Source organism: Pedobacter psychrodurus (assembly GCF_032678585.1).
GTDB lineage: Bacteria > Bacteroidota > Bacteroidia > Sphingobacteriales > Sphingobacteriaceae > Pedobacter > Pedobacter psychrodurus_A.
This window is the reverse complement of record NZ_JAVTSN010000001.1, coordinates 89,035-113,739: the sequence shown is the minus strand read 5'-3', so window position 1 is coordinate 113,739 and position 24,705 is coordinate 89,035. Positions and strand designations below refer to the sequence as shown.

26 protein-coding genes are annotated in these 24,705 nt (G+C 41.4%); 13 read left to right on the top strand and 13 right to left on the bottom strand.

Going from position 1 to position 24,705, the window contains the following annotated elements; genetic code table 11:
- Nucleotides 1-36: 36 nt before the first annotated feature.
- Nucleotides 37-789 (top strand): SDR family oxidoreductase, encoded by a 753-nt coding sequence (locus tag R2S57_RS00530; protein WP_316843172.1) that lies wholly within the window; start codon nucleotides 37-39, stop codon nucleotides 787-789.
- 80 nt (nucleotides 790-869) lie between these two features.
- On the opposite strand, the gene R2S57_RS00525 is transcribed toward R2S57_RS00530, so the two are convergent.
- The 8 genes from R2S57_RS00525 to R2S57_RS00495 all read right to left on the bottom strand — a co-directional run bounded on the left by R2S57_RS00525 (nucleotide 870) and on the right by R2S57_RS00495 (nucleotide 10,207).
- On the bottom strand, nucleotides 870-1,232 hold the full coding sequence (locus R2S57_RS00525) for a YdeI/OmpD-associated family protein (protein ID WP_316843171.1): 363 nt from the start codon (nucleotides 1,230-1,232) through the stop codon (nucleotides 870-872).
- Nucleotides 1,233-1,455: 223 nt separating this feature from the next.
- Nucleotides 1,456-1,584 carry a DUF1569 domain-containing protein gene (locus tag R2S57_RS30450; RefSeq protein ID WP_410479057.1) on the bottom strand — a complete coding sequence of 43 codons (129 nt, stop codon included), beginning with the start codon at nucleotides 1,582-1,584 and terminating at the stop codon, nucleotides 1,456-1,458.
- Nucleotides 1,524-1,907, bottom strand: coding sequence for a hypothetical protein (locus tag R2S57_RS00520; RefSeq protein WP_316843170.1), 384 nt, complete (start codon nucleotides 1,905-1,907; stop codon nucleotides 1,524-1,526). Before R2S57_RS00520 ends, R2S57_RS30450 begins: the two co-directional genes overlap by 61 nt.
- Before the next feature lie 75 nt (nucleotides 1,908-1,982).
- Nucleotides 1,983-2,675 carry a YafY family protein gene (locus R2S57_RS00515; protein ID WP_316843169.1) on the bottom strand — a complete coding sequence of 231 codons (693 nt, stop codon included), beginning with the start codon at nucleotides 2,673-2,675 and terminating at the stop codon, nucleotides 1,983-1,985.
- 170 nt (nucleotides 2,676-2,845) lie between these two features.
- Nucleotides 2,846-3,931 (bottom strand): Gfo/Idh/MocA family oxidoreductase, encoded by a 1,086-nt coding sequence (locus R2S57_RS00510; protein WP_316843168.1) that lies wholly within the window; start codon nucleotides 3,929-3,931, stop codon nucleotides 2,846-2,848.
- A gap of 8 nt (nucleotides 3,932-3,939) precedes the next feature.
- The gene (locus R2S57_RS00505; RefSeq protein WP_316843167.1) at nucleotides 3,940-5,394 is read right to left on the bottom strand and encodes a Gfo/Idh/MocA family oxidoreductase; all 1,455 of its coding nucleotides are present in this window, start codon (nucleotides 5,392-5,394) and stop codon (nucleotides 3,940-3,942) included.
- A gap of 29 nt (nucleotides 5,395-5,423) precedes the next feature.
- Complete coding sequence (locus R2S57_RS00500; protein ID WP_316843166.1) at nucleotides 5,424-8,897, bottom strand: DUF1080 domain-containing protein; 3,474 nt, start codon at nucleotides 8,895-8,897, stop codon at nucleotides 5,424-5,426.
- A 23-nt stretch (nucleotides 8,898-8,920) separates the two neighbouring features.
- Entirely contained in the window at nucleotides 8,921-10,207 is a 1,287-nt protein-coding gene (locus R2S57_RS00495; protein WP_316843165.1) for a Gfo/Idh/MocA family oxidoreductase, read from the bottom strand.
- Nucleotides 10,208-10,457: 250 nt separating this feature from the next.
- On the opposite strand from R2S57_RS00495, the gene R2S57_RS00490 reads away from it, so the two are divergent.
- The 4 genes from R2S57_RS00490 to R2S57_RS00475 all read left to right on the top strand — a co-directional run bounded on the left by R2S57_RS00490 (nucleotide 10,458) and on the right by R2S57_RS00475 (nucleotide 13,647).
- Nucleotides 10,458-11,711 carry an ROK family protein gene (locus R2S57_RS00490; RefSeq protein ID WP_316843164.1) on the top strand — a complete coding sequence of 418 codons (1,254 nt, stop codon included), beginning with the start codon at nucleotides 10,458-10,460 and terminating at the stop codon, nucleotides 11,709-11,711.
- Nucleotides 11,712-11,807: 96 nt separating this feature from the next.
- Entirely contained in the window at nucleotides 11,808-12,590 is a 783-nt protein-coding gene (locus R2S57_RS00485) for an alpha/beta hydrolase (protein WP_316843163.1), read from the top strand.
- A gap of 64 nt (nucleotides 12,591-12,654) precedes the next feature.
- Nucleotides 12,655-13,338, top strand: a complete 684-nt coding sequence (locus R2S57_RS00480) for a GNAT family N-acetyltransferase (RefSeq protein ID WP_316843162.1) — start codon at nucleotides 12,655-12,657, stop codon at nucleotides 13,336-13,338.
- An 84-nt stretch (nucleotides 13,339-13,422) separates the two neighbouring features.
- A complete protein-coding gene (locus R2S57_RS00475; RefSeq protein ID WP_057931468.1) occupies nucleotides 13,423-13,647 on the top strand; it encodes a CDGSH iron-sulfur domain-containing protein in 225 nt (74 codons plus the stop codon).
- 604 nt (nucleotides 13,648-14,251) lie between these two features.
- Here R2S57_RS00475 and R2S57_RS00470 read toward each other — a convergent pair.
- The 3 genes from R2S57_RS00470 to R2S57_RS00460 all read right to left on the bottom strand — a co-directional run bounded on the left by R2S57_RS00470 (nucleotide 14,252) and on the right by R2S57_RS00460 (nucleotide 16,306).
- A complete protein-coding gene (locus R2S57_RS00470; RefSeq protein WP_316843161.1) occupies nucleotides 14,252-14,401 on the bottom strand; it encodes a hypothetical protein in 150 nt (49 codons plus the stop codon).
- 95 nt (nucleotides 14,402-14,496) lie between these two features.
- Nucleotides 14,497-15,300, bottom strand: a complete 804-nt coding sequence (locus tag R2S57_RS00465; RefSeq protein ID WP_316843160.1) for an AraC family transcriptional regulator — start codon at nucleotides 15,298-15,300, stop codon at nucleotides 14,497-14,499.
- Nucleotides 15,301-15,427: 127 nt separating this feature from the next.
- The gene (locus R2S57_RS00460; protein ID WP_316843159.1) at nucleotides 15,428-16,306 is read right to left on the bottom strand and encodes an oxidoreductase; all 879 of its coding nucleotides are present in this window, start codon (nucleotides 16,304-16,306) and stop codon (nucleotides 15,428-15,430) included.
- 152 nt (nucleotides 16,307-16,458) lie between these two features.
- Here R2S57_RS00460 and R2S57_RS00455 point away from each other — a divergent pair, with 152 nt between their 5' ends.
- From R2S57_RS00455 to R2S57_RS00440, 4 genes are all read left to right on the top strand, one after another.
- Nucleotides 16,459-16,650: a hypothetical protein gene (locus R2S57_RS00455; RefSeq protein WP_316843158.1), complete on the top strand. Its 192-nt coding sequence runs from the start codon at nucleotides 16,459-16,461 to the stop codon at nucleotides 16,648-16,650.
- Nucleotides 16,651-16,758: 108 nt separating this feature from the next.
- On the top strand, nucleotides 16,759-17,190 hold the full coding sequence (locus tag R2S57_RS00450) for a MarR family winged helix-turn-helix transcriptional regulator (RefSeq protein ID WP_316843157.1): 432 nt from the start codon (nucleotides 16,759-16,761) through the stop codon (nucleotides 17,188-17,190).
- 6 nt (nucleotides 17,191-17,196) lie between these two features.
- Nucleotides 17,197-18,453, top strand: coding sequence for an MFS transporter (locus R2S57_RS00445; RefSeq protein ID WP_316843156.1), 1,257 nt, complete (start codon nucleotides 17,197-17,199; stop codon nucleotides 18,451-18,453).
- A gap of 17 nt (nucleotides 18,454-18,470) precedes the next feature.
- Complete coding sequence (locus R2S57_RS00440; RefSeq protein WP_316843155.1) at nucleotides 18,471-19,037, top strand: isochorismatase family protein; 567 nt, start codon at nucleotides 18,471-18,473, stop codon at nucleotides 19,035-19,037.
- A 122-nt stretch (nucleotides 19,038-19,159) separates the two neighbouring features.
- On the opposite strand, the gene R2S57_RS00435 is transcribed toward R2S57_RS00440, so the two are convergent.
- Nucleotides 19,160-20,848, bottom strand: a complete 1,689-nt coding sequence (locus tag R2S57_RS00435) for an arylsulfatase (protein WP_316843154.1) — start codon at nucleotides 20,846-20,848, stop codon at nucleotides 19,160-19,162.
- A gap of 109 nt (nucleotides 20,849-20,957) precedes the next feature.
- Nucleotides 20,958-21,332: a DoxX family protein gene (locus R2S57_RS00430; RefSeq protein WP_316843153.1), complete on the bottom strand. Its 375-nt coding sequence runs from the start codon at nucleotides 21,330-21,332 to the stop codon at nucleotides 20,958-20,960.
- Nucleotides 21,333-21,430: 98 nt separating this feature from the next.
- On the opposite strand from R2S57_RS00430, the gene R2S57_RS00425 reads away from it, so the two are divergent.
- From R2S57_RS00425 to R2S57_RS00410, 4 genes are all read left to right on the top strand, one after another.
- A complete protein-coding gene (locus R2S57_RS00425) occupies nucleotides 21,431-21,823 on the top strand; it encodes a helix-turn-helix domain-containing protein (RefSeq protein WP_316843152.1) in 393 nt (130 codons plus the stop codon).
- An 81-nt stretch (nucleotides 21,824-21,904) separates the two neighbouring features.
- On the top strand, nucleotides 21,905-22,471 hold the full coding sequence (locus R2S57_RS00420; protein WP_316843151.1) for a hypothetical protein: 567 nt from the start codon (nucleotides 21,905-21,907) through the stop codon (nucleotides 22,469-22,471).
- Between the two features lie 454 nt (nucleotides 22,472-22,925).
- Nucleotides 22,926-23,228, top strand: coding sequence for a metalloregulator ArsR/SmtB family transcription factor (locus R2S57_RS00415; protein ID WP_316843150.1), 303 nt, complete (start codon nucleotides 22,926-22,928; stop codon nucleotides 23,226-23,228).
- A gap of 12 nt (nucleotides 23,229-23,240) precedes the next feature.
- The gene (locus R2S57_RS00410) at nucleotides 23,241-24,341 is read left to right on the top strand and encodes an NADH:flavin oxidoreductase (RefSeq protein ID WP_316843149.1); all 1,101 of its coding nucleotides are present in this window, start codon (nucleotides 23,241-23,243) and stop codon (nucleotides 24,339-24,341) included.
- Nucleotides 24,342-24,705: the final 364 nt, after the last annotated feature.

The window sequence follows — 24,705 nt, the reverse complement described above, 5'->3', positions numbered from 1 at the left end:
GCTATACAGACGATACACCCGCCATACATTTGTACTATGAAAAATATAAATATGAAAACAGTATTGATTACAGGAGCAAATAAAAGCATTGGCTTTGAAACAGCCAGACAATTATTACAGCAGGGATATTATGTATTTCTAGGCTGTAGGGATATCAAAAAAGGGGCGCAGGCCATAGAACAATTAAAATCTGAAGGACTGAATGAGGTCGAACCAATTGAAATTGATGTAGATAATTCCGAATCCATTAAAGCCGCAGGAACATGGCTTGCGCAAAAAACGCAAGTACTCGATGTATTGATCAATAATGCAGGCATCAGTGGCAATATGCCACAAACAGCTTTGGAAACAGACATCACTATATTCAGACAGGTATTGGAGACCAACTTTTTTGGCGTAATTGAAGTAACACAAACCTTTATCGATTTATTGAGGCAATCGCCCGAGCCAAGAATTGTTAATGTAACCTCGGGCTTGGGTTCGCTTACCTTGCATAACGATCCCACATGGAAATACTTCGGTGTGAAACCAGCAGCTTATGTTTCTTCAAAAGCCGCGCTCAATGCCTATACCATTGTGTTGGCCAATAACTTGCAAGGTACACCGTTTAAGGTAAACGCGGTTGATCCGGGTTATACAGCTACAGATTTTAATCACCATTCTGGCCCCGGAACTCTACCAGATGCCGCAGCAAGGGTGGTAAAAGCCGCAACGCTAGGCGCTGATGGGCCAACCGGACAATTCTTTAGCGACGACAATGCGCCAGAGACTGGAATTAGTGCATGGTAATTATTTAATTGGTTTAAGTGACAGTGATTTTAACAGTCGCTTAAACCCGTTTCGTTAAATTGCCCATCTGATACAATTGATCAAAACTGTTTTGGCTTGCGCTTTTGACCAGCCAATGCTGCAATTTCGTTTATTCTTTTTGCTCTGGTTTCTGATTTTTTAGCAAGCACCAACCATTGCAAAATACTTTTCCGAACCGATTTGCTCAAACTCAGGAAAAAAGGTTTCGCCCCACGTTGGGTTTTAAATGCAGCGATTAAATCTTTAGGGATTTTCAGCGCTTCTACCTCATCCAAAATGATCCACGAACCGTTATCTTTTGCTTTTTCTATACACTCAAAACCTGCCGGGGTCATTAATCCTTCGCTGATTAACCGCTCAACTTTTAACTTGTTTATCTTCGACCATACACTTTTCGGTTTCCGTTTGCAGAAAAACTGCATAAATGTGCGGTCATCTATTGGTTTTGCGATACTGTCTATCCAGCCAAAACAAAGGGCCTCATCTACCGCCTGGCTCCATGAAATGGACGGGACGTTGGATTTTATTTTGTGGTAAACAAGTCAAACGGATTGTTTTGAGGCATGGTTTTCGATTAACCACTGCCTCCAATCGGCTTGGCTTGCCGGACAAAAAGTTTCGGCCTTTTGCGTATTCATCTGCGAATTAGTTTCCGAACTGTCTTAAATGATGATCAAAATGTTTCCATTGCATCAATGCCCATTCTTCCGGTGTTAGAGGTCCAAAAAATGCCTGCGGATACCTGGTGCATTTGGCGGGCCACCTGCTGAAAATGCTTTGATCTGTTTGATTACCTTTGCCTTTTCGCTTTCAAAATCGGGGTAACCTTTTATGATATAACTTTTATCGGTTGCGCTGTTTTTAGGGAAGGGTGCTTCACTAAAAAATTTCGGCTTCAATAATTTACCAAACAGGCGGCCAACAAAACCAAGTCTTTCGGGATTATGCAACCCCATGGCCGTTTCGAGCGATGCATTACAATGGGCCAGCATCTGGTTTACATTCATTTTGCCCCATTGTTTCTCTGCGGTTGGAGTAAGTTTTTCGATCCGGGCTAAAATGGCTGTGGTATCAGATGGGCTGAATAGATTGTTCATGTTCATTAATTTTTTGTTTACCATACAAAACTAATGCAGCCTAACGACAGCCCTATGTCAGGGGTATAAATTACATTAATGATTTTTATCGAAATATTCCTGGAGGGTCATTTTATGTGGACTAAATTTTTCCGTAAGCATTTCCAGTTTTTTAATCCGGTCTAAACGGAAGAACCTAAATTCCTTTCTTAAACGGCACCAGGCCACGAGTAGCCAATTTTCCTGCGTGCTCAATAGTGCAAAAGGCTCAATCAAACGGTTGCTGGTTTGATTGGCTTCGTTGGTATATTCTATCCTGGTAACATAAAAATTAGTGAGGGCGAATTGTAAATCAGACAGGTTATTGCTGTTCCTTTCGTTATTGAAGTTTTGGGTAAAACGGGTACGTTCGGCCAAAAGATTCACATTATCTTTTACCTGATGCACCAATACGGCTTTGATTTTATCGATGGCCTCCAGGTAATCCTTAATAAAAGAAGCATCCTTATTTTTCAACACCAGTTGCTCGGCCAGTATCAAGGCATTGGCCTGGCTTTCGGTAAACATAACAGGGGGTATTTTATAACCTTCCATTAAGCGATAACCCTTTCCCTCTTCGGTAAAAACAGGAATGCCTGCCTGTTCTAAGGCTTTAATGTCGCGATAAATGGTTCTTACGCTAACTGAAAATCTTTTGGCCAGCTCCGGCGCAGTCAAAAGTCGCTTCGTTTGCAATTGGGTTAAAATTGCAGTAAGCCGCGAAAGCCTTTTGGTATCGTTATCGTTCATGTTCCTGATTTTTCATTAAGACTAACGAAGTGCTTACATAGCGCAATCCCATTTCTGACTTCGTGAATCAATGATACATAAAATCGGTGCTTTTTTGACTCAAGCATCATATGATAGATGCTGAAACAAGTTCAGCAAAACGGTAAAGGAAATAGAAATGACGAGAAAGACTACGATAACCGGATCATTTCGCCAGTTTTAACGGATTCGTCGCAAGCGAAAGCAATCCTTAAACTGTTCACCGCATCATCAGTTGCATGAGTTAAATCGATATCTTCGGCGATGGCTTTTAAAAAATAGCGCTGCTCGCGGTTACAAAGTTCCTGGTGATCGGGTTCATCGGTCAGGTCAATCCATTCATCAGCTTTACTGAATTCGTCCTGAGCATCTAAATCAGCATGATGCACCTTAATCGATTCGGTTTTGGTATGGGCATCAATGTTATCGGAGTTTCCGGCTGCGCCTGCTTTTTTGGCCGTGATGGATACCGATCCTTTCGGACCAAAAACATCTTTAATAAAAAAAGCATTGTCGCTTACCATTGGGCCCCATCCTGCTTCATACCAGCCTACGGAACCATCTTCGAAACGGATCTGCAACTGACCATAATTGTAATTCCATTCAGGGATATCATCATTAAGCCGCGCACCAATGGCACTTACCTGTACAGGTTTCGACCGCGTCATCTGGCACATGATATCGATATAATGAACGGCACAATCTACAATCGGGCTTAAACTTTTCATCAGGTTACGGTGAACCGTCCATTTAGGGCCGTGGCTCTGTTGGTTCAGGTTCATGCGCATCACCAAAGGTTTTCCCATTTCCTGGGCCAGTTCGGTAAATTTCTCCCACGAGGGGTGATAGCGAAGGATATAACCCACCAATAACTTTTTATTGGCTTTTTTTGCAGCCTCTGCTACTTTTATTGCCCCTTCAACGCTATCTGCCAGGGGCTTTTCGATAAACACATGGCATCCACTTTCGAAAGATTTAATCGCGTAAGCCTCGTGCGTATCGGGATAGGTAGAAATACAAACTGCATCGGGTTTGGTAAGGGCCAGTGCTTCGTAAAAATCGGTGTACAATTCATATTGTCCACCTAATTTCTCGTTGAGGATTTCCTTACTTTTCCCTGTAGAAACCAATCCACATATTTCAAAACCCGGCAAAGTATGGTAAGCCGTGGCATGGGATGCGCCCATATTACCACAACCTACCACTAACACTTTTAAATTCTTATTTTCCTTTAACATATTAAATCCTAAACGCCCAAAGTCCACCCTTTGCGGTATTCGCGTTTCACAAACTGGTTTACTTCATCAAAATTGGTCACCTTCATATTTACCTTATCCCAAAGCATTTTGATATCTCTGCCTGGAAAACTGATTTTGCCTGCCGTATCTCTGCGCTGCACATCTGTTCCTCTAATGGCTAAATTGGCAATCAACAACGTTTCGGTAAGCGGGCCGGCAATTTCAAATGGTGAGCTGAGTTGCATTTTGCCATATCCGGCAATTGCAGCTTCGGCAAACTGCGTATAATGACCTTCTTCCTGGCTCACAATACGCGGAATGGTGATTTTGGTTTTATCTGATTCGTTGCGCGATAAAGGCAACAACCTTGGGTTTTTGCCGTAAGTTTCACAGATCATTTTTCCTTTTGTACCGATAAAAAGCACGCCATTATCACCAAAACTTTCATTTGCGCCCAATTCTTCAGGGCGTTCGGGTTTAATCCCACCATCCATCCAGTGTACCTGTACTTCGTGTTTGGTTTTTGGTGTTTTGGCGAAAGTCATGATTACGTGGCTCGAAGGCGGACAGCTTTCTGGCAGATAGGCGCGTTTAAATTCATCTACATAAACACTGCCTACACTGCATTCTACACTGATCGGCGTATCCAATCCCAATACCCTAAATGGTGGTTCTACCAGGTGGCAACCCATATCGCCAATGGCTCCGGTTCCATAATCCCACCATCCTCTCCAATTGAAAGGAACCAGTTTATTGATGTAATCTTTATAAGGTGCACTACCCAACCACAGGTCCCAATCCAATTCTTTTGGCACTTCTTCTTTGGCGGTTGGCCAGGAGATTCCCTGTGGCCATACCGGGCGGTTGGTCCAGCAATAAACCGTATGCACTTTACCGATCCGGCCTGCATCATACCATTCCTGAAGTCTTCTTACCCCATCGCCTGATGCGCCCTGGTTTCCCATCTGCGTAACCACTTTATAACGGTTTGCGGCTTCGGTTAACATCCTGGCTTCATAAATATCATGCGTTAGCGGTTTTTGCACATATACGTGTTTGCCCAACTGCATGGCGGCCATCGCAATCTGCGCATGGGTATGATCGGGTGTGGATACGGTTACGGCGTCAATGTTTTTGCCTTCTTTATCCAGTAACTCACGGTAATCTTTATAATATTTTGCCTTCGGGAAGTTTTTTAGGGAATTTGCAGCTCTTCTATCGTCTACATCGCACAAAAAAGCAACATCGGTTTTACCGCCTCTAACAATACTGGCAATATCGCCCTCTCCTTTTCCGCCTGCACCGATACCAGCCAATTGCAAACGATCGCTCGGTGCCAGAAAACCTGGCCCGCCCAATACATGGCGGGGTACGATCATAAATCCGGCCGCAGCAAGTGCCGTTGTTTTAATAAAGTTTCTTCTCGAATTTTCGGTTTTCGAATTTGCCTTATCTTCTATCATTATTTGAGATATTATAATGCTAAATTTAATTATTTCTTTTTAGTTGTTGCTTTCGCTTCTGTTTCTTTTTTAGCTGGAGTTGCTTTGCTCAGGTCTTTAATCCTGATGTTGCGGAACTGAACTGGCGAACCATGACCAAGAAAGCCAATATGCCCACTTTCGCGCAACAACCCTGGATGTTCCTGATGATCGGGTGTACCGTTTTTCTTGAAAGGCTCGATATCTCCATCTAAAATTACGGTACCATTTAAGATCACTTTAATTTTAGCCCCCTTGGCAATTACTTCTTCGTAGTTCCATTCTCCGGTAGGTTTCAAAAATCCCCTTTTGGCTGGAATGGTTCCATACACCGAACCATGGTATTGGTATACTTTAAGATCTTTATAAATTGGCGCATCATTATCCAAAATCTGTAATTCCATACCCGCGTAAGCTGCATCACCTTCTAATGGGGCTCTTATGCCCAATCCATTGTTTGCGCCAGGCGTTAGCTGAAACTCGAAACGGTATACAAAATCGCTGAATTCTTCTTTGGTGAACAAGTTACCACCTGACCCTTTGCCTGGTTTTGGACGGATGGCGATGTTTCCATCTTCGATCACATAATCAGTTGTATTGCCTGTCCAGCTGTGCATATTGGTCCCATCGAACAATACTTTATAGCCTTCTTTTTTCTCTTGCGCACTCAGTTCAAAAGCTTTTGGGCGGGGAATTTCTTTGATATAGATATCCCGGTAAGCCACCGGCGATCCATGTGCCTGTAGTTCAATCTGTTCTTCTGCAAAAATCGGCAGGCTCCTGTCCCAGTAATTTTCCAAGATGACGTTATCGGTAACCAATTCCCCGTTTAGGTAAACGGTAACACGGTCACCCTTCATTAAAATCCTGAAAGTATTCCATTCGTCTAATTTGTTATCAGCTACTTTTAGCGGTTTGCTTTCGTTGGTCTGGTTGTTGTATAATCCACCAGAGCCTACCTGAGCGCCTACATTGGTACGGGCAAGATCCCAGATCTGCACCTGTGGTGTGCCACGTAAGTAAATACCGGCATCGCCCTCTCCTTTTTTATCGTCGATGATTTTCCAATCAACCAGCATCTCAAAATCACCGTATTTTTTAACGGTTGCCAGGTTATTGCCATGGCTTTGAAACTGCAGTTCGCCATTTACCACTTTCCAGCTTTCCTGCGCTTCGGCATCCGCTTTGACCTGTGCATCGGCTAAGGTTTTAGCATCCATTTTTGATCTTTTGATCGGATCAGCCACAAGTCCTTTCCAACCGGATAAATCTTTTCCGTTAAAAACCTGAACAAAACCTTCGCCAGCTTTCATTTCTGAAATATACTTGCGCATGCCTTCTTTCTGGTAGCCTGCATCACCACCGGTGATTACGGCAATGGTTTTATTCAATAAGTTTTTTACAATGTCGCCATTGTAGGTTCCGGCCATGGTAATGTTCATCACCGCATTTGCCGCAGCTTGTTGTAAAGCTGTGTTATCTAAATACTGACCTGCAAATACAATTGCATTAAAACATTTGGCCTGTTCGGTATCTTTAAGAATCTGCTGTTGCTGAGCTGGAGTTTTGTCTACCGCCATCGCATTGCGCAACAACAATAAACGTTGCTCGGCAGGGTAGTTTGTTTTTCTGATTAAATTTAGATAACCAACAATAGCCTGGTTTAAAAAATCGGCATTGGTAGTAGTTCGCGCAATATTGACCAGCGCATCTGTTGAGCCGGCATCCGACCATGAAGAAAATGCTTCGATAGCTGCTTTTTTGGTGGCATCATCGCCTGCGGCATAAGCTTCTGAAACCGCTTTTAAAGATTTCTGTCCGCCCAGACTGCCCAAAACTTTGTATAATAATAATTTCTTATCAGCAGCTGTACTGCCCATCTGTTGAAGAATGGCGTCAGTCTGTGCATCTTTATCTGTGCTTCCTTTTACGGAGGCAATAATGGCATCCTGCACAGCGGTAAGCTCAGCGGCATCGGTGGTCTTACTTAAAAGATCAAATAACTGTGCCTTGTTTTCGGCTACGGCAACATGTTGTAGCGAAAGAAATGCTGCTTTTCGCACTTCAGCATTTTTGCTGTTTAATGAAGTATAAATAACCGCAGTTTGCTTTGTGGCTGCACGGGCAGCTAAAATATTGATCAAAGCAACCTGTACTTCTGATTTGGCTTTAGGGATAAATGCAGCAACCTTAGTAGATACGCTTTCGCCTTTTATTCTTAAAATGCCGTTCGAAATGCCTGCAATATCAGCCGCGTTGCCTTTAGCCATCAATTTTAAAAGGTCATCCAAAACTTCTTCCTGACCCAGTTTTACAGCTGCGTTGATAGCGGCCAACTTTACCTGCTGATCATCACTTTTGATCAGTTTTAACACATCAGGCAGCACAGATTTTGCCTTGCTGTTAGCAAACATGTCCAGGATGGAAACCTGCGTAGGTCCATCAACTTTTTTAAGCTGACCTACCCAAGCTGCACTATTGGTATCATTTACACCAGCCGCTGCAAATTTAACCGCCGCCGCGCGGAACTCAAATTGTTTATCGGCCATAGCAGCCAATAATGCCTGCTGGTCGGTTTGGCTAGCTGAAAGCAATTTTAAGGCTGCTATGCGTTCGTTTACCTGATCATCGGCAGTTGCCTTTTCTAAAATGGTTTTGGCTATGTTTTCTACGCTGGCTTTATCTGTCCCAATGCTTTTCTGTGCATACACCAATAAAGCCGCTACAGCATTGGTTTGATCGTATTTGTAACCCGCCTGTTCTGCTGCTTTTACCAAAATTTCTTTGGATGATGCATCGCCGATATTGGCCAGGGCGTACAAGCTCACTTTGCTTAATGCCTTATCGGCACCTGTGGCCAATGGTGCAATAGCAGTAGCTGCCGCCTTTGAATTGCTATGACCCAAGGATTCTACAATAGCGATTTTGGCTTTACCATTTGTTTTCCCTAATCCGTTAATCAAGGCAGTAGTAGCCGAAGCAGTCCCAATTTTGGCCAGTGCCCGCGTTGCCTCGTCGGCTAATTGCTCATCTGCAAGGTAACTTTCCAAACAAGTTACCGCAGCATCGTTTCCTACCAGGTCGAACTGACTGATGATAAAAGCTTTATTCTGTTTATCGGTTAATTTGGCCAATGACTTACAATAGGCACTAACTGCCATATTCCGAGTAGCTTGCTGACCGGTCTTTGTAGCATAAGCGGTAAAACCGCCTACCGCATATTCGATTAAAGCATTGTTTCCTTTTTCTGAAGTCGTTAAACCACCGATTAAAGTTACGTATCCATCCTCGCCAAGTTCTGCAACCTCTTTCATGTTGCGTTCTAACTGTGCGGCGTTTCTGGCCGGCAATTGTGCCAATAAATCGGCAATACGTGTGGTGGTGGTTCTTTCGTCTTTTTTATCCTGGGCAAGTACTGTTAAGGTAAATAATGCATTCGAAAGCATTACAATGGCCAACAGCACCAATAATATTTTTTTATTCATGATGGTTTGTATTTTGGAATGATTTAAATGGAAAATGGTGCACGCATTACAGGATTAATCAATCTGTTTGCAGCTTCATCATCGATGAACTCTTGCTTAACCGGGTCGAATTTTAACGATCTTCCCAATCGCAAGGCAGCCAGGCCAATATTTACAATATTACATGAACGATGTCCGTTTTCTTCATTCAGCGCAAATTTCTTTCTGGTTCTAACCGACTCAGAAAATTCTACAATCTCCGGATCGGGATCAGGGAATTGTGCCAGTTTCCGTTCGAGGTCAGGGATATCCGATTTAAAACCAGGATACAATTTACCTTTTGGCCCTTCGATATAAGGCACATTGGTATCTTTACCTTCGCCATCCAAAATAATCTGACAACCATCGGCATAGGTATAAGTAATCCTGCGCCAAATGCCTACGGCATCGGTATGTTGCTGTGGTGCATCCACTTCTACAGAAATCGGATTGGTATCATCTTTTCCTAAAAAGTACTGTATTGGATCGATATAATGTTGCCCCATATCGCTCAAGCCGCCGCCATCATAATCCCAGTATCCCCTAAAAGTTTGATGCACACGGTGTGCATTATAAGGTTTATAAGGTGCAGGGCCTAACCATGCGTTATAATCCAATTCTGGCGGTATAGGCTGAGGCTCCAAATGATCTTTTCCTACCCAGTAAAATTTCCAGTCGTAACCGGTATGTTTACTTACCGTTACCTTTAAAGGCCAGCCCAGCATGCCACTGTCAACCAGTTTTTTGATCGGCTTAACAGTGGTACCCATTCCGTAAAAAGTATCTTTAAATCTAAACCAGGTGTTTAACCTAAACATCCTGCCGTTCTGTTTTACGGCTTCCACAACTCTTTTGCCCTCGCCGATGGTATGCGTCATTGGTTTTTCGCACCAAATATCTTTCCCAGCATTTGCGGCATCCACAGCCATTATCCCGTGCCAGTGCGGCGGGGTAGCAATGTGTACAATATCTACTTCGGGTAATTGTATCAGTTCTCTATAATCGCTAAATGTTTTCACCCCTTTATCCAGCATACCTGCAGCCTGTTTAAGATGGTTTTGATCAACATCACAAATGGCCACTACCTGAGTGCCCTCATATTCGAAATGACCCCTCCCCATACCCCCAACACCGATTACGGCTTTGGTTAACTTGTCGCTTGGAGCAAGGTAGCCTTGTCCGCCCATTACATAACGCGGAACAATGGTGAAAGTAGCCAGAGCGATTGCAGATTTTTTGATAAAATCCCGTCTGGAGTTTTGTTGTTTTTGTGGTTCTTCTTTAGTTTTCATTTGGTTATTGGTGTTGTAGAAAATAAAACTTACACGATGAATGATCCGTGCGGGTTAATGCTTATCTGTTGTGTTGAAACTAATCTAATAAAGTTTTGGTTAGGGAACATTATAGCACAATTAGTAACCTAATGTTAGCAAGAAATTATTGTAAAGACAAAACATCACCAATTTCTTTACGTATTAAAAAAACTTTAATAAAATTTTAACAGAAGTTATCTATATTTATCAAAATAGTATAATTAACCTCATGAATCTTAATCTATTAAATCACTTAATATCGGATTGCAACGACAAGCAGTTGGTTTATAAACACAAGCTTATCAAACATCTTTTTAATTTAGGCGCTTCCTCAGTTTCTACCTTATGTGAGATCATGGAAATGAGCACACCGAGTTTGTTAAAACTTTTAACAGGTTTGATTGATGGGGGCTGGATAGAAAAAAAAGGTTATGGGCAGTCGATCGGGGGGCGAAAACCTGACCTTTACTGCTTAAAGGATAAAAAAATCCTGATCCTTTGTATCGATATTGAGTTGTTCCATACTAAAATCACGATTATAGACAATAACTATAATTTCATTCTTGATGTTAAAACCATTCCATTACCCATTTCGAAAAGCAGGACAGATTTCTTCAGTCTATTAAATACTCAGCTTCAGGATATCTTAAAATCCGCAAACATAGATCACAAACAATTGATTGGATGTAGTGTGGGCATGCCAGGTTTAATTGATTCCGAAAAGGGAGAAAACTATAGTTATTTCTTAAATGATGGGAAAAATATCTCTTTAACAGGCGCATTTGAAAAAATATTAAATATCCCTGTTGTGATACAGAACGATGTAAATGGCTCGTCGATGGCCGAGTTTACACACGGCATGGCCAGGGGCAGAAAAAATGTGCTCGTACTATTAATGGACTGGGGCGTAGGCCTCGGCATTATTATGGATGGCAAGCTAAGACAGGGCACCTGTGGTTTTTCGGGAGAACTGGGGCACATGCCCTTTGTAGAAAACGGGGCTTTGTGTTACTGCGGGAAACATGGCTGCCTGGAAACTGTTGCTTCAGGAAATGCGCTATCGGAAATGGCCAGGGAGGGTATTTTATCCGGAAAAAACTCCATGCTCAATAACCTCTCGAACGAAGAACTGGAAAGAATTGAACCTGCATTGATTATTAAAGCGGCAAACAAAGGTGATCAATATGCCATTCAGCTGCTCTCTAATGTGGGCACCCATATGGGCAAAGGAATTGCAGTACTTATCCAGTTATTTAATCCTGAACTGATTATTTTAAGTGGTAAAATCGCGGGTGCGAAACAGTATATCACACTCCCGATGCAACAGGCCATCAATACTTACTGCATGACGCAGATCAGGGAAAAAACAACTATTGTATCTTCTGAACTTGGCGAAGACTCTCGATTATTGGGTTACGCAGCAAGTGGCATCGATCAGTTTATGGAAGCTTTTATCAAAAAAGTTAAAAAGCTGAAGAAATAAGGATTAAATGGCTCAAACTGCCCTAAACTTGTCTGTTATTGATACCTTATTTTTCCGATAGCTTATTTAGATTTGTATAGCAAATACTTAAAACCAATGGATACGTATCAAAAAGCAGGTCACGAAAAAGTGAATGGCATTAACATGTATTATGAAATTTATGGCGAGGGTGAAATCCCGCTGGTTTTGATACATGGCGGCGGTTCTACTATTCAATCTACTTTTGGCAGACTTATTTCTTTTCTGGCAAAATCGGGCAAGGTAATCGCTGTAGAGCTACAGGCACACGGTCGCACCAGCGATCGGGACCAGGCCGAATCTTTTGAACAGGATGCAAAGGATGTAAGCACATTATTAAATCAGCTCAAAATAACAAAGGCCAATTTTTTAGGCTTCAGCAACGGCGGAACAACAACTTTGCACATTGCAGCGCACCATTCGGCACTGGTGAATAAAATTATTGTGATTTCGGCCAATTATCAGCGAGAAGGTTTAATCGAAGGATTTTACAATGGTTTTGGCGATGCCACCATCGATCATATGCCTGCACCACTTAAAACAGCTTTTTTAGCGGTAAACCCAGATCAAAATGCATTACAAACTATGTTCGAAAAGGACAAACAGCGGATGCTTGATTTTGTTGATCTTAATGACGAAGACATTAGCAGCATAAAATGTGATACTTTGCTAATGGCTGCCGATAGCGATGTGATCAGACCCGAACATGTGGTTAAAATGTCGAGATTGATAACAAATGCAAGGCTGGTTATTTTACCTGGCTTACATGGTGCGATGATCGGTGAAAACCTTAATCCGAATGTAAGCGATAAAACGATCGGAATTACTGCGCATCTTGTGGAAACTTTCTTGAATCAATAGGGATTTAGGGTTCGTCCATCCAAATATTACCCTCGGCTGATTTAGCTTTTAATATCTTTGCCGTATGGAACACGTATTGGATAATCCGATTTATCATGCCTTAACATCTGGTCATCGCCATCTTGCAAAAGGTGTAGATGAGGTGAAATATTATACTGAAGACATTACGGCATTTGCGGGTTTAAAAGATAATTCGCAGGAGAACTTAAATACACTCTATCAGATTACTCCTGCAGAAAGCCTTTTTGTATTTTTCGCCAAAACACCAGTTGAAATACCTGCACAATGGAAATTACTGACTCACATTGAAATGTTCCAGTTTATTTTTCGCGGAAAAGACATTCCAGCGATTGATGCGCCTGCCATCACAGATCTGGATTTGGCACATGTGGCAGAAATGACCGATCTTGTAGAGTTAACCAAACCAGGCCCATTTCTGTCCAAAACCATCGAACTGAGCAATTATACAGGCATATTTAAAGAAGGAAAACTGGCGGCTATGGCTGGGCACCGTTTTTTCCCGAGTCCGTATCGCGAGGTGAGTGCCGTTTGCACACATCCCGATCATTTAGGTAAAGGTTATGCTTTCAAAATTCTACAGGAACAGATTAAACGGATATTGCTCCGCGACGAAATTCCCTTTCTTCATGTCAGAAATGATAATGAAGGTGCCATTAAACTTTATCAGAAACTGGGCTTTAAGATCAGAACAGAGATGATTGCCTACGTCATCAAAAAAGAGGCTTAAGCAAACAAGAGAATGTTTCTAAATAGAAAACTGATCAAAAATTACGATTAATATGCTTTAGTTTTGCGCTAAACTAACACATACATGTCTAAAACAAAACTTACCATTAACAATAACGGCTCTGTTAAAATTGAGGGCGATTTCGAAATTGTAGATAGAAACGGAAACATTTATGGCCTACAGGGCAGAGAGGTACTTTCGATCTGCCGTTGTGGTTTATCTAAAAACAAACCTTTTTGCGATGGTGCACATAACGGCCATTTCGAACATGAGGCGATTGCATTCGATCTTCCTCCTAAAAAGGTTTAATTAATACACTATTTCAGTTAAGTCTCGTTTTCCAAAAAGCAAATATAATTTAACCACAGATGGACGCAGATACATACGGATCTTTATATCCCCGCTTGAACGGCTTGGCAGGTGTATGTATCCTTTTTATCTGTGGTTAAAAACCCTAACTTAATGGACATCGGACTTAGGCTTGAGCAAGTTGTTTTGCATAACCTCTGCCAAATAAACCTGATTGCATGAAAGCTGGTGCAGTTTCTTTGATAAAGCAGTACCAAAAAGCTGTAAGGAAAGCAGGACTGAGCTAACCGATGGGCAGTGCTTCTGCTTTCCAAAACATCATCTTATCCTTTTGAAAGTGAAAGGTTCCGTTTTTCATGGCCGCCTACAGCCCCGCTTTCCCTCCTGCCATTTTAAAAACCCAGGAAAAGAAAATAATAGATAAAAACGGCATCCGTACAATCGGGCTTAGGCTTGAGCGGGGTGCTTTGCATTGCCTCTGCCAAATAAACCTGATTGGGTGAAAGCTGGTACAGTTTCTTTGATAAAGCAGTACCAAAAAGCTGTAAGGAAAGCAGGACTGAGCTAACCGATGGGCAGTGCTTCTGCTTTCCAAAACATCATCTTATCTTTTTGAAAGTGAAAGGTTCCGTTCTTCATGGCGGCCTATAGCCCCGCTTTCCCTCCTGCCGTTTTTAAAACTTGGGAAAAGAAAATAATCGATAAAAACGGCATCCGTACAATCGGGCTTAGGGTTGAAAGACCTGATTTTCATCGTATGCTCTTAAATAAATTTAAAAGATGTAAGCTGAAATATAGATTTCCCATAAGCATCAATCCCAACTTTTGTTTTATGGTGAGGCGAATAAATCAAGAACCGATTCTGGATGGTGCCATGCCATAAGCCTTCTTAAACGCAAATGAAAAATGCGAAAGATCTTTAAAGCCCACTTCCAGATAAACATCGGATGATTTCCAACCTTTTTCCGTTAGCAGATAGTAGGCATCGTTCAAACGTTTTTTCTGCAACCAGCGATTGGGCGAAAGATTAAATATTTTTTCAAAATCCCTTTTAAAGGTGGCCAAACTCCTGCCCGTTAAATAAGCAAAACGGTTAATGTCTACATTGAATTTGTAATTGGTATTCATATAAGCTTCCAGATCAATTTTTCCAGGTTCCGAAAAATCAAAAAGCACATCTTTTAATATGGGGTTGGTCTGCAATAAAATCATGACCGCCTCTTTAACCTTTAAATCGATCAAAGCCTGGTTCGATCCATTATTGCCATCCAGGTATGGCCAAATCGAATCGATATAGTTTTTTAGCAGACTATTGGCTTCGAGCGCCAAACCTTTCAGATCGTGATTGGGCTTTTGTATGTGCAGATCGTATTCATTGCTGATGCTGTGCAAAATTTCCTGATCGATATTGATGCTGATCGATTTAAACTCCCCTCCAGCTGGTGGATATTTGGTATACCGAGCCAATTGGTTCCGCCTGAAAAAACGGAAGTCACCATCCGAAAATACAAATTTCTCGCCTCCGATAAAAATCTCAGAAGTACCTGCGATAACCAATCCTACCGAATGGTTGGGGATAAACTGTTCCCCTTCGCTGCTTTTTTGCGCATAACAGGAATACAGGATGTTGGGGCGTTTCTCTTGCTTTTGCATGTTAATCAAATTTACAAATTTAACCACAGATGGACACGGATCAACACAGATTTTAATACTAATGTACCTATCTGTGTGCATCCTTTTTATCTGTGGCTAATATGTTATTTAGGTAAAATTTATAAAACTATCCCTTAGTAAAAGATTTACCCAGATCGGTTGCCAGGAAATTCTCCGCCTCGTAATGATCTGTAGATAAACTCACCTCCATCCATTTTTCCATTTCAGCATTTCTTGCGGCATCAGCTTGTTTTAGTAATCCATAAGCTTCGCTTCCCAATACCAAATGCATAGGCGGTTCAGGGTTTTCTACCAAATCGATCATCACCTTGGCCGCCTTTTTCGGATCGCCCATTGGCACAAAATTACCGCTTTTGAAAAAATCGGTACGCTGTCCAACAGTATTTTCATAACCTTCAACATGCGGCGCGTAACTCATCGACTCACCTGCCCAATCGGTACGGAAACCACCAGGTTCTACACTGGTTACATAAACACCCAAATCCAACACTTCCTTTGCCAGGGCTTCAGTAAAACCACCAAGGCCAAATTTTGCCGCCTGGTACATACTCAATCCGGCATTACCCACACGGCCACCAACTGAACTGATCTGAAGAATCCTGCCCGAACGCTGTTTGCGCATAAATGGCAATACCGCTCGGGTAATTTCTATCGGTGCATATAAATTAGTTTCCAATTGACTTCTCACTTGCTCATCAGTAAAGGCTTCGGCAGCACCAATAATACCAAAACCAGCATTATTCACCAGGACATCTATTTTACCAAAATGTTCTACTGCCGCCTCAACCGCTAAATGAACCTGATCGTAATCAGTCACATCCAAAGTAAGTGGAAAAATCTGATCAGGATATTTTTCTACAAAGTCCTTTAAAGCATCCGTATTTCTTGCAGTCGCAGCTACTAAATCGCCTTTTGCCAATACCATTGCTGTGAGGTCACGTCCCAATCCACGGGAGCTACCGGTTATAAACCAAACTTTTTTCATTTTTTCTATCTTTTTGTTAAATCAAAGGTAGGTTGATTATCAGGGGCAACGCTTTGCTTAAAGGCTCAATTTACTTTGTTAAAAAGCTCATTACAACTTGCCAGAACTTTTCCATTCTATTTCATGTTGATTAATAGATAATCATATACTTTATGGCGAAAGAGAAGAAAAAAAGCAAAAAGAAAAAGGATAAAAAGAAAGCCAGTAAAAACAAGCTAGGTGTTAAAAATTCATTGGTTAACAATATCAATGCGCGTAAGAAAAAAGGGAAATCGAGATCGAAGAAAAAATCCAAAATCAGTAAAAAGGCCTATAAGAAAATGCAGAAAGGCTGGAAGAAGTAAACATTTGTAAACCCATTGTCTGTTTTTCAAAAATAGTACACAACTTCATTTATAAATTCAATTTAGCACTATATTTGTAAGGTAAACTTATAAGTTTTACTTACAATAATGAACACAGAAAAAAGTCACGATATTGCTGCACAGCTTCGCCCCGTTTTAACCAGGTTGGTTAGAAAAATGCGGAAGCTTTCGCCAATAAACACCCCCCTATCACAAACTGAGCGTGCCGTATTGGTTTCATTAGAAAACCAAAAGCTGCTGGCTGCAGAACTCGCCGTGATCGAAAAAATAACACCGCAATCCATGGGTCAGGTGATTACCCATTTAAGTTCGCTCGGTCTGATCGACAAAACGCCATCCGAAACCGATAAGCGCAAGATTTATATCTCCATTTCTGCAACCGGACAGGATATGATCCAACAGGTTAGAAACGAGCGCGACGAATGGCTAAGCCATGCTATTGCTAAAGTTTGCAATACACAGGAGCAGGAAATTTTAAAGGCAGCAATCGGTCCATTGGCCAAACTGGTAGAATTTTAAGAAAAAATGAAAATCAGCACCTTCAATGCCTTTAAAAGCCGAAACTATAGGTTGTATTTCGGTGGCCAGTCTGTTTCGCTAATCGGAACCTGGATGCAAAAAACTGCGGTAAGCTGGGTTATTTATTCCGAAACACATTCGAAATTCATGCTTGGTTTAACGCTTTTCGCCAGCCTCTTCCCATCATTCGTTTTTTCTTTTCTTGGAGGGGTAGCTTCCGATCGGTATAACCGTTACAAATTATTATTGATCACGCAGATTGCCTCGATGATACAGGCCGTATTGTTAACATTGCTGATCTTTTTCAGACACTACTCGGTTTGGGAAATTATAGCCTTGAGCGCCCTGCTTGGTCTCATCAATGCCTTCGATGTTCCCGCAAGGCAATCGCTGGTATATGAAATGGTTGATGATAAGGCCGATATGCCCAACGCTTTAGCATTAAATTCTTCGATGGTAAACTTATCAAGGTTGATCGGCCCTGGATTAGCAGGTTTGGCCTTAGAAAAATTTGGCGATGACATCTGTTTTGGATTAAATGCGGTAAGTTTTATTGCTGTAATTGGTTCTCTACTCATGATGAAACTCCCGAAATACATAGCCAAACCCGTTACCAAAAATGTAATCGAAGAGCTCAAGGAAGGTTTTGCCTATATCAGGAAAACCCCGTCAATCAGCATTATCCTTTTGATGCTGGCCTTGATTAGTTTAACGGTTTTGCCTTTCAGTACGCTCATACCGGTGTATGCAAAAGACATATTTAAAGGTACCGCATCAACTTTTGGAGTAATTGATAGCGTGATTGGCCTGGGTGCCTTTTCTGGCGCCATCTTTCTCGCTTCGCTTAAACCCGGAAGAAACCTCCGAAAAATATTGGCCATCAACACACTTGTATTTGGGATTGGTTTGATTTTATTTTCGCACAGCACTTATTATCCAATTGCGCTGGTTTTTGCTACCGTTTCGGGTTTTGGCATGATGTCGCAGATTACCATTAGCAACACTTTAATTCAAACCACCGTCGATCCTGCCATGCGTGGCCGTGTAATCAGTTTTTATGCCATGGCATTTTTTGGGATGCAGCCTTTAGGCGGATTGTTGGTTGGTGGTATTTCACAATGGATTGGAACACCCGATACAGTGTTACTGGAAGGCGCAATTGCGCTGATCATCGGTACATTTCTTTATCGAAAACTTCGTAAGGATGAAATAAAAAACACTGCTATCAAGCCAGAAATTAACCCACTCGTAGAAAAAATATAATTTAAATCAATATAAAAATGATTACTTCTTTAGATAAAAAAACGGCCCTGGTTTTAATCGATCTTCAAAAAGGTATTGTACAATTCCCAGTTATAAAACCAGCAAACGAAATTTTAGCAAAAGCTGCAACACTGGTTTCAGCTTTCCGCAAGGCAAATTTGCCTGTTGTGATTGTACATGTAGATCCAACCAAATCACTACTCAACAATATGCGCACTGATGCAAATGCAAAATTTACAAGCTTCCCTGACGAATGGTTCGAAACTGCACCTGAAATTGAAACCACAGAAGATGATATCTTCATCACCAAAAATGCGTGGAATGCTTTTACAAATCCTAACCTCGATATTGAGCTTAAAAAAAGAGGCATTACTGGTATTGTATTGGCAGGTATTTCGACTAGTGTAGGTGTTGAGGGAACAGCAAGAGCAGCAAGCGAATTGGGCTATAACATCACTTTTGCAAAAGATGCCACAACGGATACCAATGCTGATGCCTATGAACATAGCGTGAAACGTATTTTCCCACGATTGGGCGAGGTTGATGATACGGATCGGATTATCGAATTATTGGAAGCCATATAACTTCAATATACATATTGTCACCCCGAGCGTAGTCGAAGGGCTTTCATTGTTTTTGCTATTAATCTATCGGTCGGTGTCTCACCGACCGATACTTTAGATTTCCTCCAGTAGAAAGAAATGACCTATTTCTTCGGTAACACATGATTTTGCTTTGCCCAGGCATGCCATTTTGCATCCAACTCTTTTACCTTATCCGGATGTTGCTGCGCAACATCATTCAGTTCCGTCTGATCATTTTTAATGTTATACAGATGCCAGGTAGAATCATTAGAGAGATTCACCATTTTCCAATCGCCAGAACGTACAAAACTGGCGTTAAAATGTTCGTTAAATAAAATTTCGTGTCCAGTTGATACCTTCCCTTTTAAGGCTGGCACCAAACTCATTCCCTGCATGGGTTTAATGGTATTGCCATGATAGCTACCTGGATACCTTGCATTGGCCAATTCCACAAATGTGGTCATAAAATCCATCACATGCCCTACCTGATTGGTATAACTGCCTTTTTTTGCCGTTAATCCTTTCGGCCAAAAAGCAATCATCGGTGTATGCACACCACCTTCGTACGATTGTGCTTTTGCTAATTGATATGGTGTGTTCGCCACATTTGCCCAGATCGGCCCAATTGAAGTATAACTGGTTTGTGGACCTGGCATTACTTTCTTATAAATTGGATAGGCAATTTTTTCACCAGCCCTTGTTTCGCTCGGTCTGTCGAAGCCCGGCCCATAACGCATGGCATCTTCAGGACTAGCGCCGTTATCACTCAAAAAGATAATCAAAGTATTATCCAGTTGATTGGTTTCTTTCAAGGTTTTAATAATGCGGCCAATCCCCTGGTCCATCCGATCGATCATTGCAGCATGTACGGCCATGGCCATTTCATCGAATGCTTTTGTGGGGTTATCTTCCCATTTCATGGTCGATTTACGTGGAGACATCGGAGCTGTTTTAGGGTCAATCAAACCCATGGCAACCATACGTTTATATCTTGCTTCCCGGATGGCATCCCAGCCCACTTTGTAGGTATCCTTATATTTTTCAATATCTTCAGGTTTCGCCTGTAATGGCCAATGCGGCGCATTTTCGGCCACATATAAGAAAAAAGGCTTGTCTCCTTTGCTAAACTCGCGGATATAAGTGGAAGCGGTGTCGTTTATGGCATCAGTATGGTAATAATCTTCAGGCACATCTTTAATTGGCGTAGTGCCACTTACCAGGCTAAAAGGATCAAAAAAATCGACTACTCCCCAAAGTGTGCCGAAGAACTTTTCGAAACCTCTGCTCGTTGGGTATTGATCAATCGGCGAAAACAATGGAAAAGAGGTTTTATGGTTCAGCCAATCCAACTGCGCCTGTGGACTGGGCTGCTCAATCGTATTAGAAACATGCCATTTGCCCGACATTGCCGTTCTATAACCTGCGTCTTTTAAAACCTCGGCCAATGTTACGGTATTTTTGGTAATGGCACCGCGATAACCCTCTACATACCGATCTGTAGTCATTTCACCGATTCCTGCATTGTGGTTATACAGTCCGGTTAATAATGCCGCCCGTGTGGGGCAACAGCGCGAAGTATTGTAAAAATTTTTAAAGCGTACACCCTTACTGGCCAGATAATCGATATTGGGCGTTTTAATTTCTCCGCCATAACAGCCTATATCAGAAAAACCCAGATCATCGGCCAGGATGACAATAATATTAGGGCGTTTATCTACAGCTTTTTTAGGTTTGGGCTTATAGGTAAAAGCAGTTAAAATAGTTAAGGGAACAATTAAAAACAGTGCTGAATATTTGGTCGATGTACGCATAATAATCCAAATTAAAATAAAAAAACGACTTTCTCATTTTATCAATTAATTTGTTGCAAACACAACTAAATCGTTTTATAAGCGCCAGGATTTCTCCTGGCACTTATCGTTAAAGCGATACCGTTTTCGACTTGTGGTATGTAAAGTAAGATAGCAGTAACACGATCAGAAATACCACCGGCCCGATGCGGTTATTGATTGGATCGCCAGAAGCACTATGGGCAATAAATGCCGAAATAAAGGTAAATGCAAAACCAGCGTATGCCCATTCTTTCCATTGGCCTTTTAGCGGAACCAATAACACAATGGCTCCCAAAATTTTAGCAATGGCGAGTTCTACCCTAAAGTAATCCGGAAAGCCAAGGTGATGAAAGCCTTGTTTGATGGTTTCGTTTGTGAGGTACGAATAGGCCGAGAAAGTCATCATTAACGCCACTAAAGTGGTAGATATCCAATAAATAATTTTCGTTGTTTTAGTTTTCATGCTATTTTTTTGACGAAAATATGCAATTTTACTATCCAAAAGATACTAGTATCCCAAAGGATAGTACTATCCTTTAAGAAAGCTTATACCTTTGTATTATGGGACCAAGAAAAGAACACCGCAATAAAGAAACCTGCACTGCGAGTTTAAACGCAGTAAAAGATGCACTTTATGTATTAAACGGCAAATGGAAACTTCCTCTGATTATTTCTTTACAGGAAGGACCGCTACGTTTCAATGAAATCCAGAAATCGGTTGGCGAAATCACACCCAAAATCTTATCGAAAGAATTGAAGGACCTCGAATTAAACGAATTTGTGGTACGCAAAGTATTTTCTACTACTCCGGTAACCGTAACCTACGAATTGACGCCTTATAGCGAATCGTTGGACAAAGTGATTAACGAGTTAAGAGAATGGGGATTAAAACACCGCGAGCGGTTGGTGACAAACAGAAGAACTGAACCTGTTGCAGCAGCCATGAGCGCTTAACTATTCCTTTAAATCAGGCCAAAAAGCTGAGATATTGCGTTAAAAAAGCAAAAACCTGATAATGATAAAATTCGGCTATCTTTGTACAAAATAAAATCGATGGCGGTATTACATAAAAAAGAAGAAAAAATTCAGGCAGTGCTGGGTAGGTTGCCTAAAAAATATACAGACGAACAATTTGTAGAGATGTTTATCAAACTTTACTCTAAAGATTGGGGCAAAATAAAATCAGCTTACATTAAACAATCTCAGGATAAAGAACCTGGAACAATCATCAATATGCCTAAACCAGAGGTGTATTTGAGACAGATTTTAGCCAACTACCTGCAACAAGACCATGCTCCGAAAGCAGCAGAAGTTAAAGAAGAGGTAATTGTGGCGGCTCCGGCTGTTGAAACTCCGGCAGCAGAAGTTAAAAAAGCAAAAGCACCAGCGAAGAAAAAAGAAACTATAACTGAAGAAGCTCCTGCTGTTGAGAAAAAGGCAAAAGCACCTGCAAAAAAGAAAGTTGAAATAGCTGAAGAAGCCGTTGTGGAAGTGAAGAAAACCAAAGCACCAGCCAAGAAAAAAGCAGAAGTTGCGGAAGAAATTCCAGCTGTAGAAAAGAAAGCAAAAGCGGCACCTAAAAAGGCTGCTGCAAAAAAATAAAAAATATTTTATATCGAATATAATAAATCGCCTTTTTGGTTGTTTATATATATGAGAGCGTTAATTTAGATGACGGGGATAGGTCGGTATGATTTATCCCCGTTCTTTTTGGCAAAATTTGCTCAATAATTTAATGCCCCCACATCATCTCTTCTTTCATCTGTAGAGATCAATTTTGAATAAAATCATAAAATTTTACATCGGATATAATAAATCGGCTTTTTTGCTGTTTATATATACGAGAGCGTTAATTTAGATGACGGGGATAGGTCGGTATGATTTATCCCCGTTCTTTTTGGGCCGATTTTCCTTTACATATTTTGTCATTCTGAGCAAGCGAAGAATCTTTCGGCTCATGCTATCATTCATTTTTCACATCCATACGTTTTACACGCAATTGTAAACTTTATGCTTTTAATTGGCATATCGGGAAAAGTCGATATACCTTTGTGACATGGATCACGTAGAAATATTCAAAGCCCTTTCGAACAAAACACGTTTGCAGATTTTAGGCTGGTTAAAAGAACCAGATTTAAATTTTCCGGAACAGCCAAATGCTGATTTTGATACCGTGGGTGTTTGTGTGGGGCAGATCCAGATCAAAAGTGGTTTATCTCAAAGTACCATTTCCGAATACCTTTCTATCCTGCAACGTGCAGATTTGATCAGTTCTACCCGGGTAGGGCAATGGACTTATTACAAACGTAACAAAGAAGGTTTAGAAAAATTAAGCGAAATCATCAATACAGCATTATAATTTTTAAAAAATATGAACACAGATAGTTTATTCAGGCCTTTTAGCCTTAAAACATTAAATACCAAAAATAGAATAGTAATGGCCCCAATGACGCGGTCATTTTCTCCTGGTGGCGTACCAACACCTGATGTTGCAGCGTATTATGCAAAAAGAGCAGCTGGCGAAGTAGGTTTAATCCTTTCAGAAGGGACCGTAATTAACCGCCCATCTTCATCCGCAGACCCTAACATTCCTCATTTTTATGGTACAGAAGCATTAGCAGGCTGGGAAAATGTAATTAAAGGTGTTCACCAGGCTGGCGGACAAATGGGCCCACAGATCTGGCACCAGGGTATTATGGATAACCATGCTTCAGGATGGCTGCCAAGCACACCTTTTGAAGGCCCATCAAGTCTAAACAAACCAGGTTTCGAAAATGGAGTACCGATGACAGATGCTGCCATTGCTGATACGATTGCTGCTTTTGGTCAGGCTGCTGCAGATGCCAAAGCTTTAGGTTTTGATACGGTAGAAATACATGGTGCACACCAGTATTTAATCGACCAGTTTTTCTGGGATGGCACAAACAACCGCACCGACATTTATGGTGGTAAAACTTTGGCCGAACGTACCCGTTTTGGTGTTGAAGTAATTAAAGAAGTACGCAAAAGAGTGGGCGAAGATTTCGCTTTAATTATCCGCTTATCGCAATTTAAACCCGCTGCTTACGATTTTAAACTGGCTAAAAATGAAGAGGAAATGGAGCAGTGGTTAACTCCATTAGCAGAAGCCGGAATTGATATCTTCCACTGTTCGCAACGCCGTTTCTGGGAGCCTGAATTTGAAGGTTCTGATTTGAACTTTGCAGGCTGGGCTAAAAAGGTAACCGGTAAAGCAACCATCTCAGTAGGTTCGGTTGGTTTAGATGGCGATTTCTTTGGCGCCTTTGCAGGTCAAAGTTCACAACCAAGCTCTTTAGACGAATTGGTACGCAGAATGGACCGTGGTGATTTTGACCTGGTAGCCGTTGGCCGTCCGCTTTTAGCAGACCCAAACTGGGTAGAAAAAATTAAATATAACCGCACTGAAGAATTAAAAGGCTTTAGCAAAGAAGCTTTAATGGAATTGGTATAAAAACCATATTTTTTCTTTTTAAGTTAGAAAGCATCTCGAAAGGGATGCTTTTTTGTTGGTTGTGATGTCAGATGTTACCATCTGACATTATATTTATTTTGCCACGGAAACACAGAAATCACGGAGTCCTCGCGGTTTCAGATTTTACCCTCTGAGAATTATCTCAATTAGTCTTTAATTTCAATTTGAACTATTTTATCCAGTCAGATGGTAACATCCGACTGCACGTCGATAACGTTGTCGGTCGCCTATCTGTAAAAGACCGGGCATTATTTCACCATTGATAGTAGCATTATTGTAGCCACCTAAACCCCTGCCTGCAGCAGGCAGGCGATCAAAGTGAGATGCCAATTTCCTTCAAATT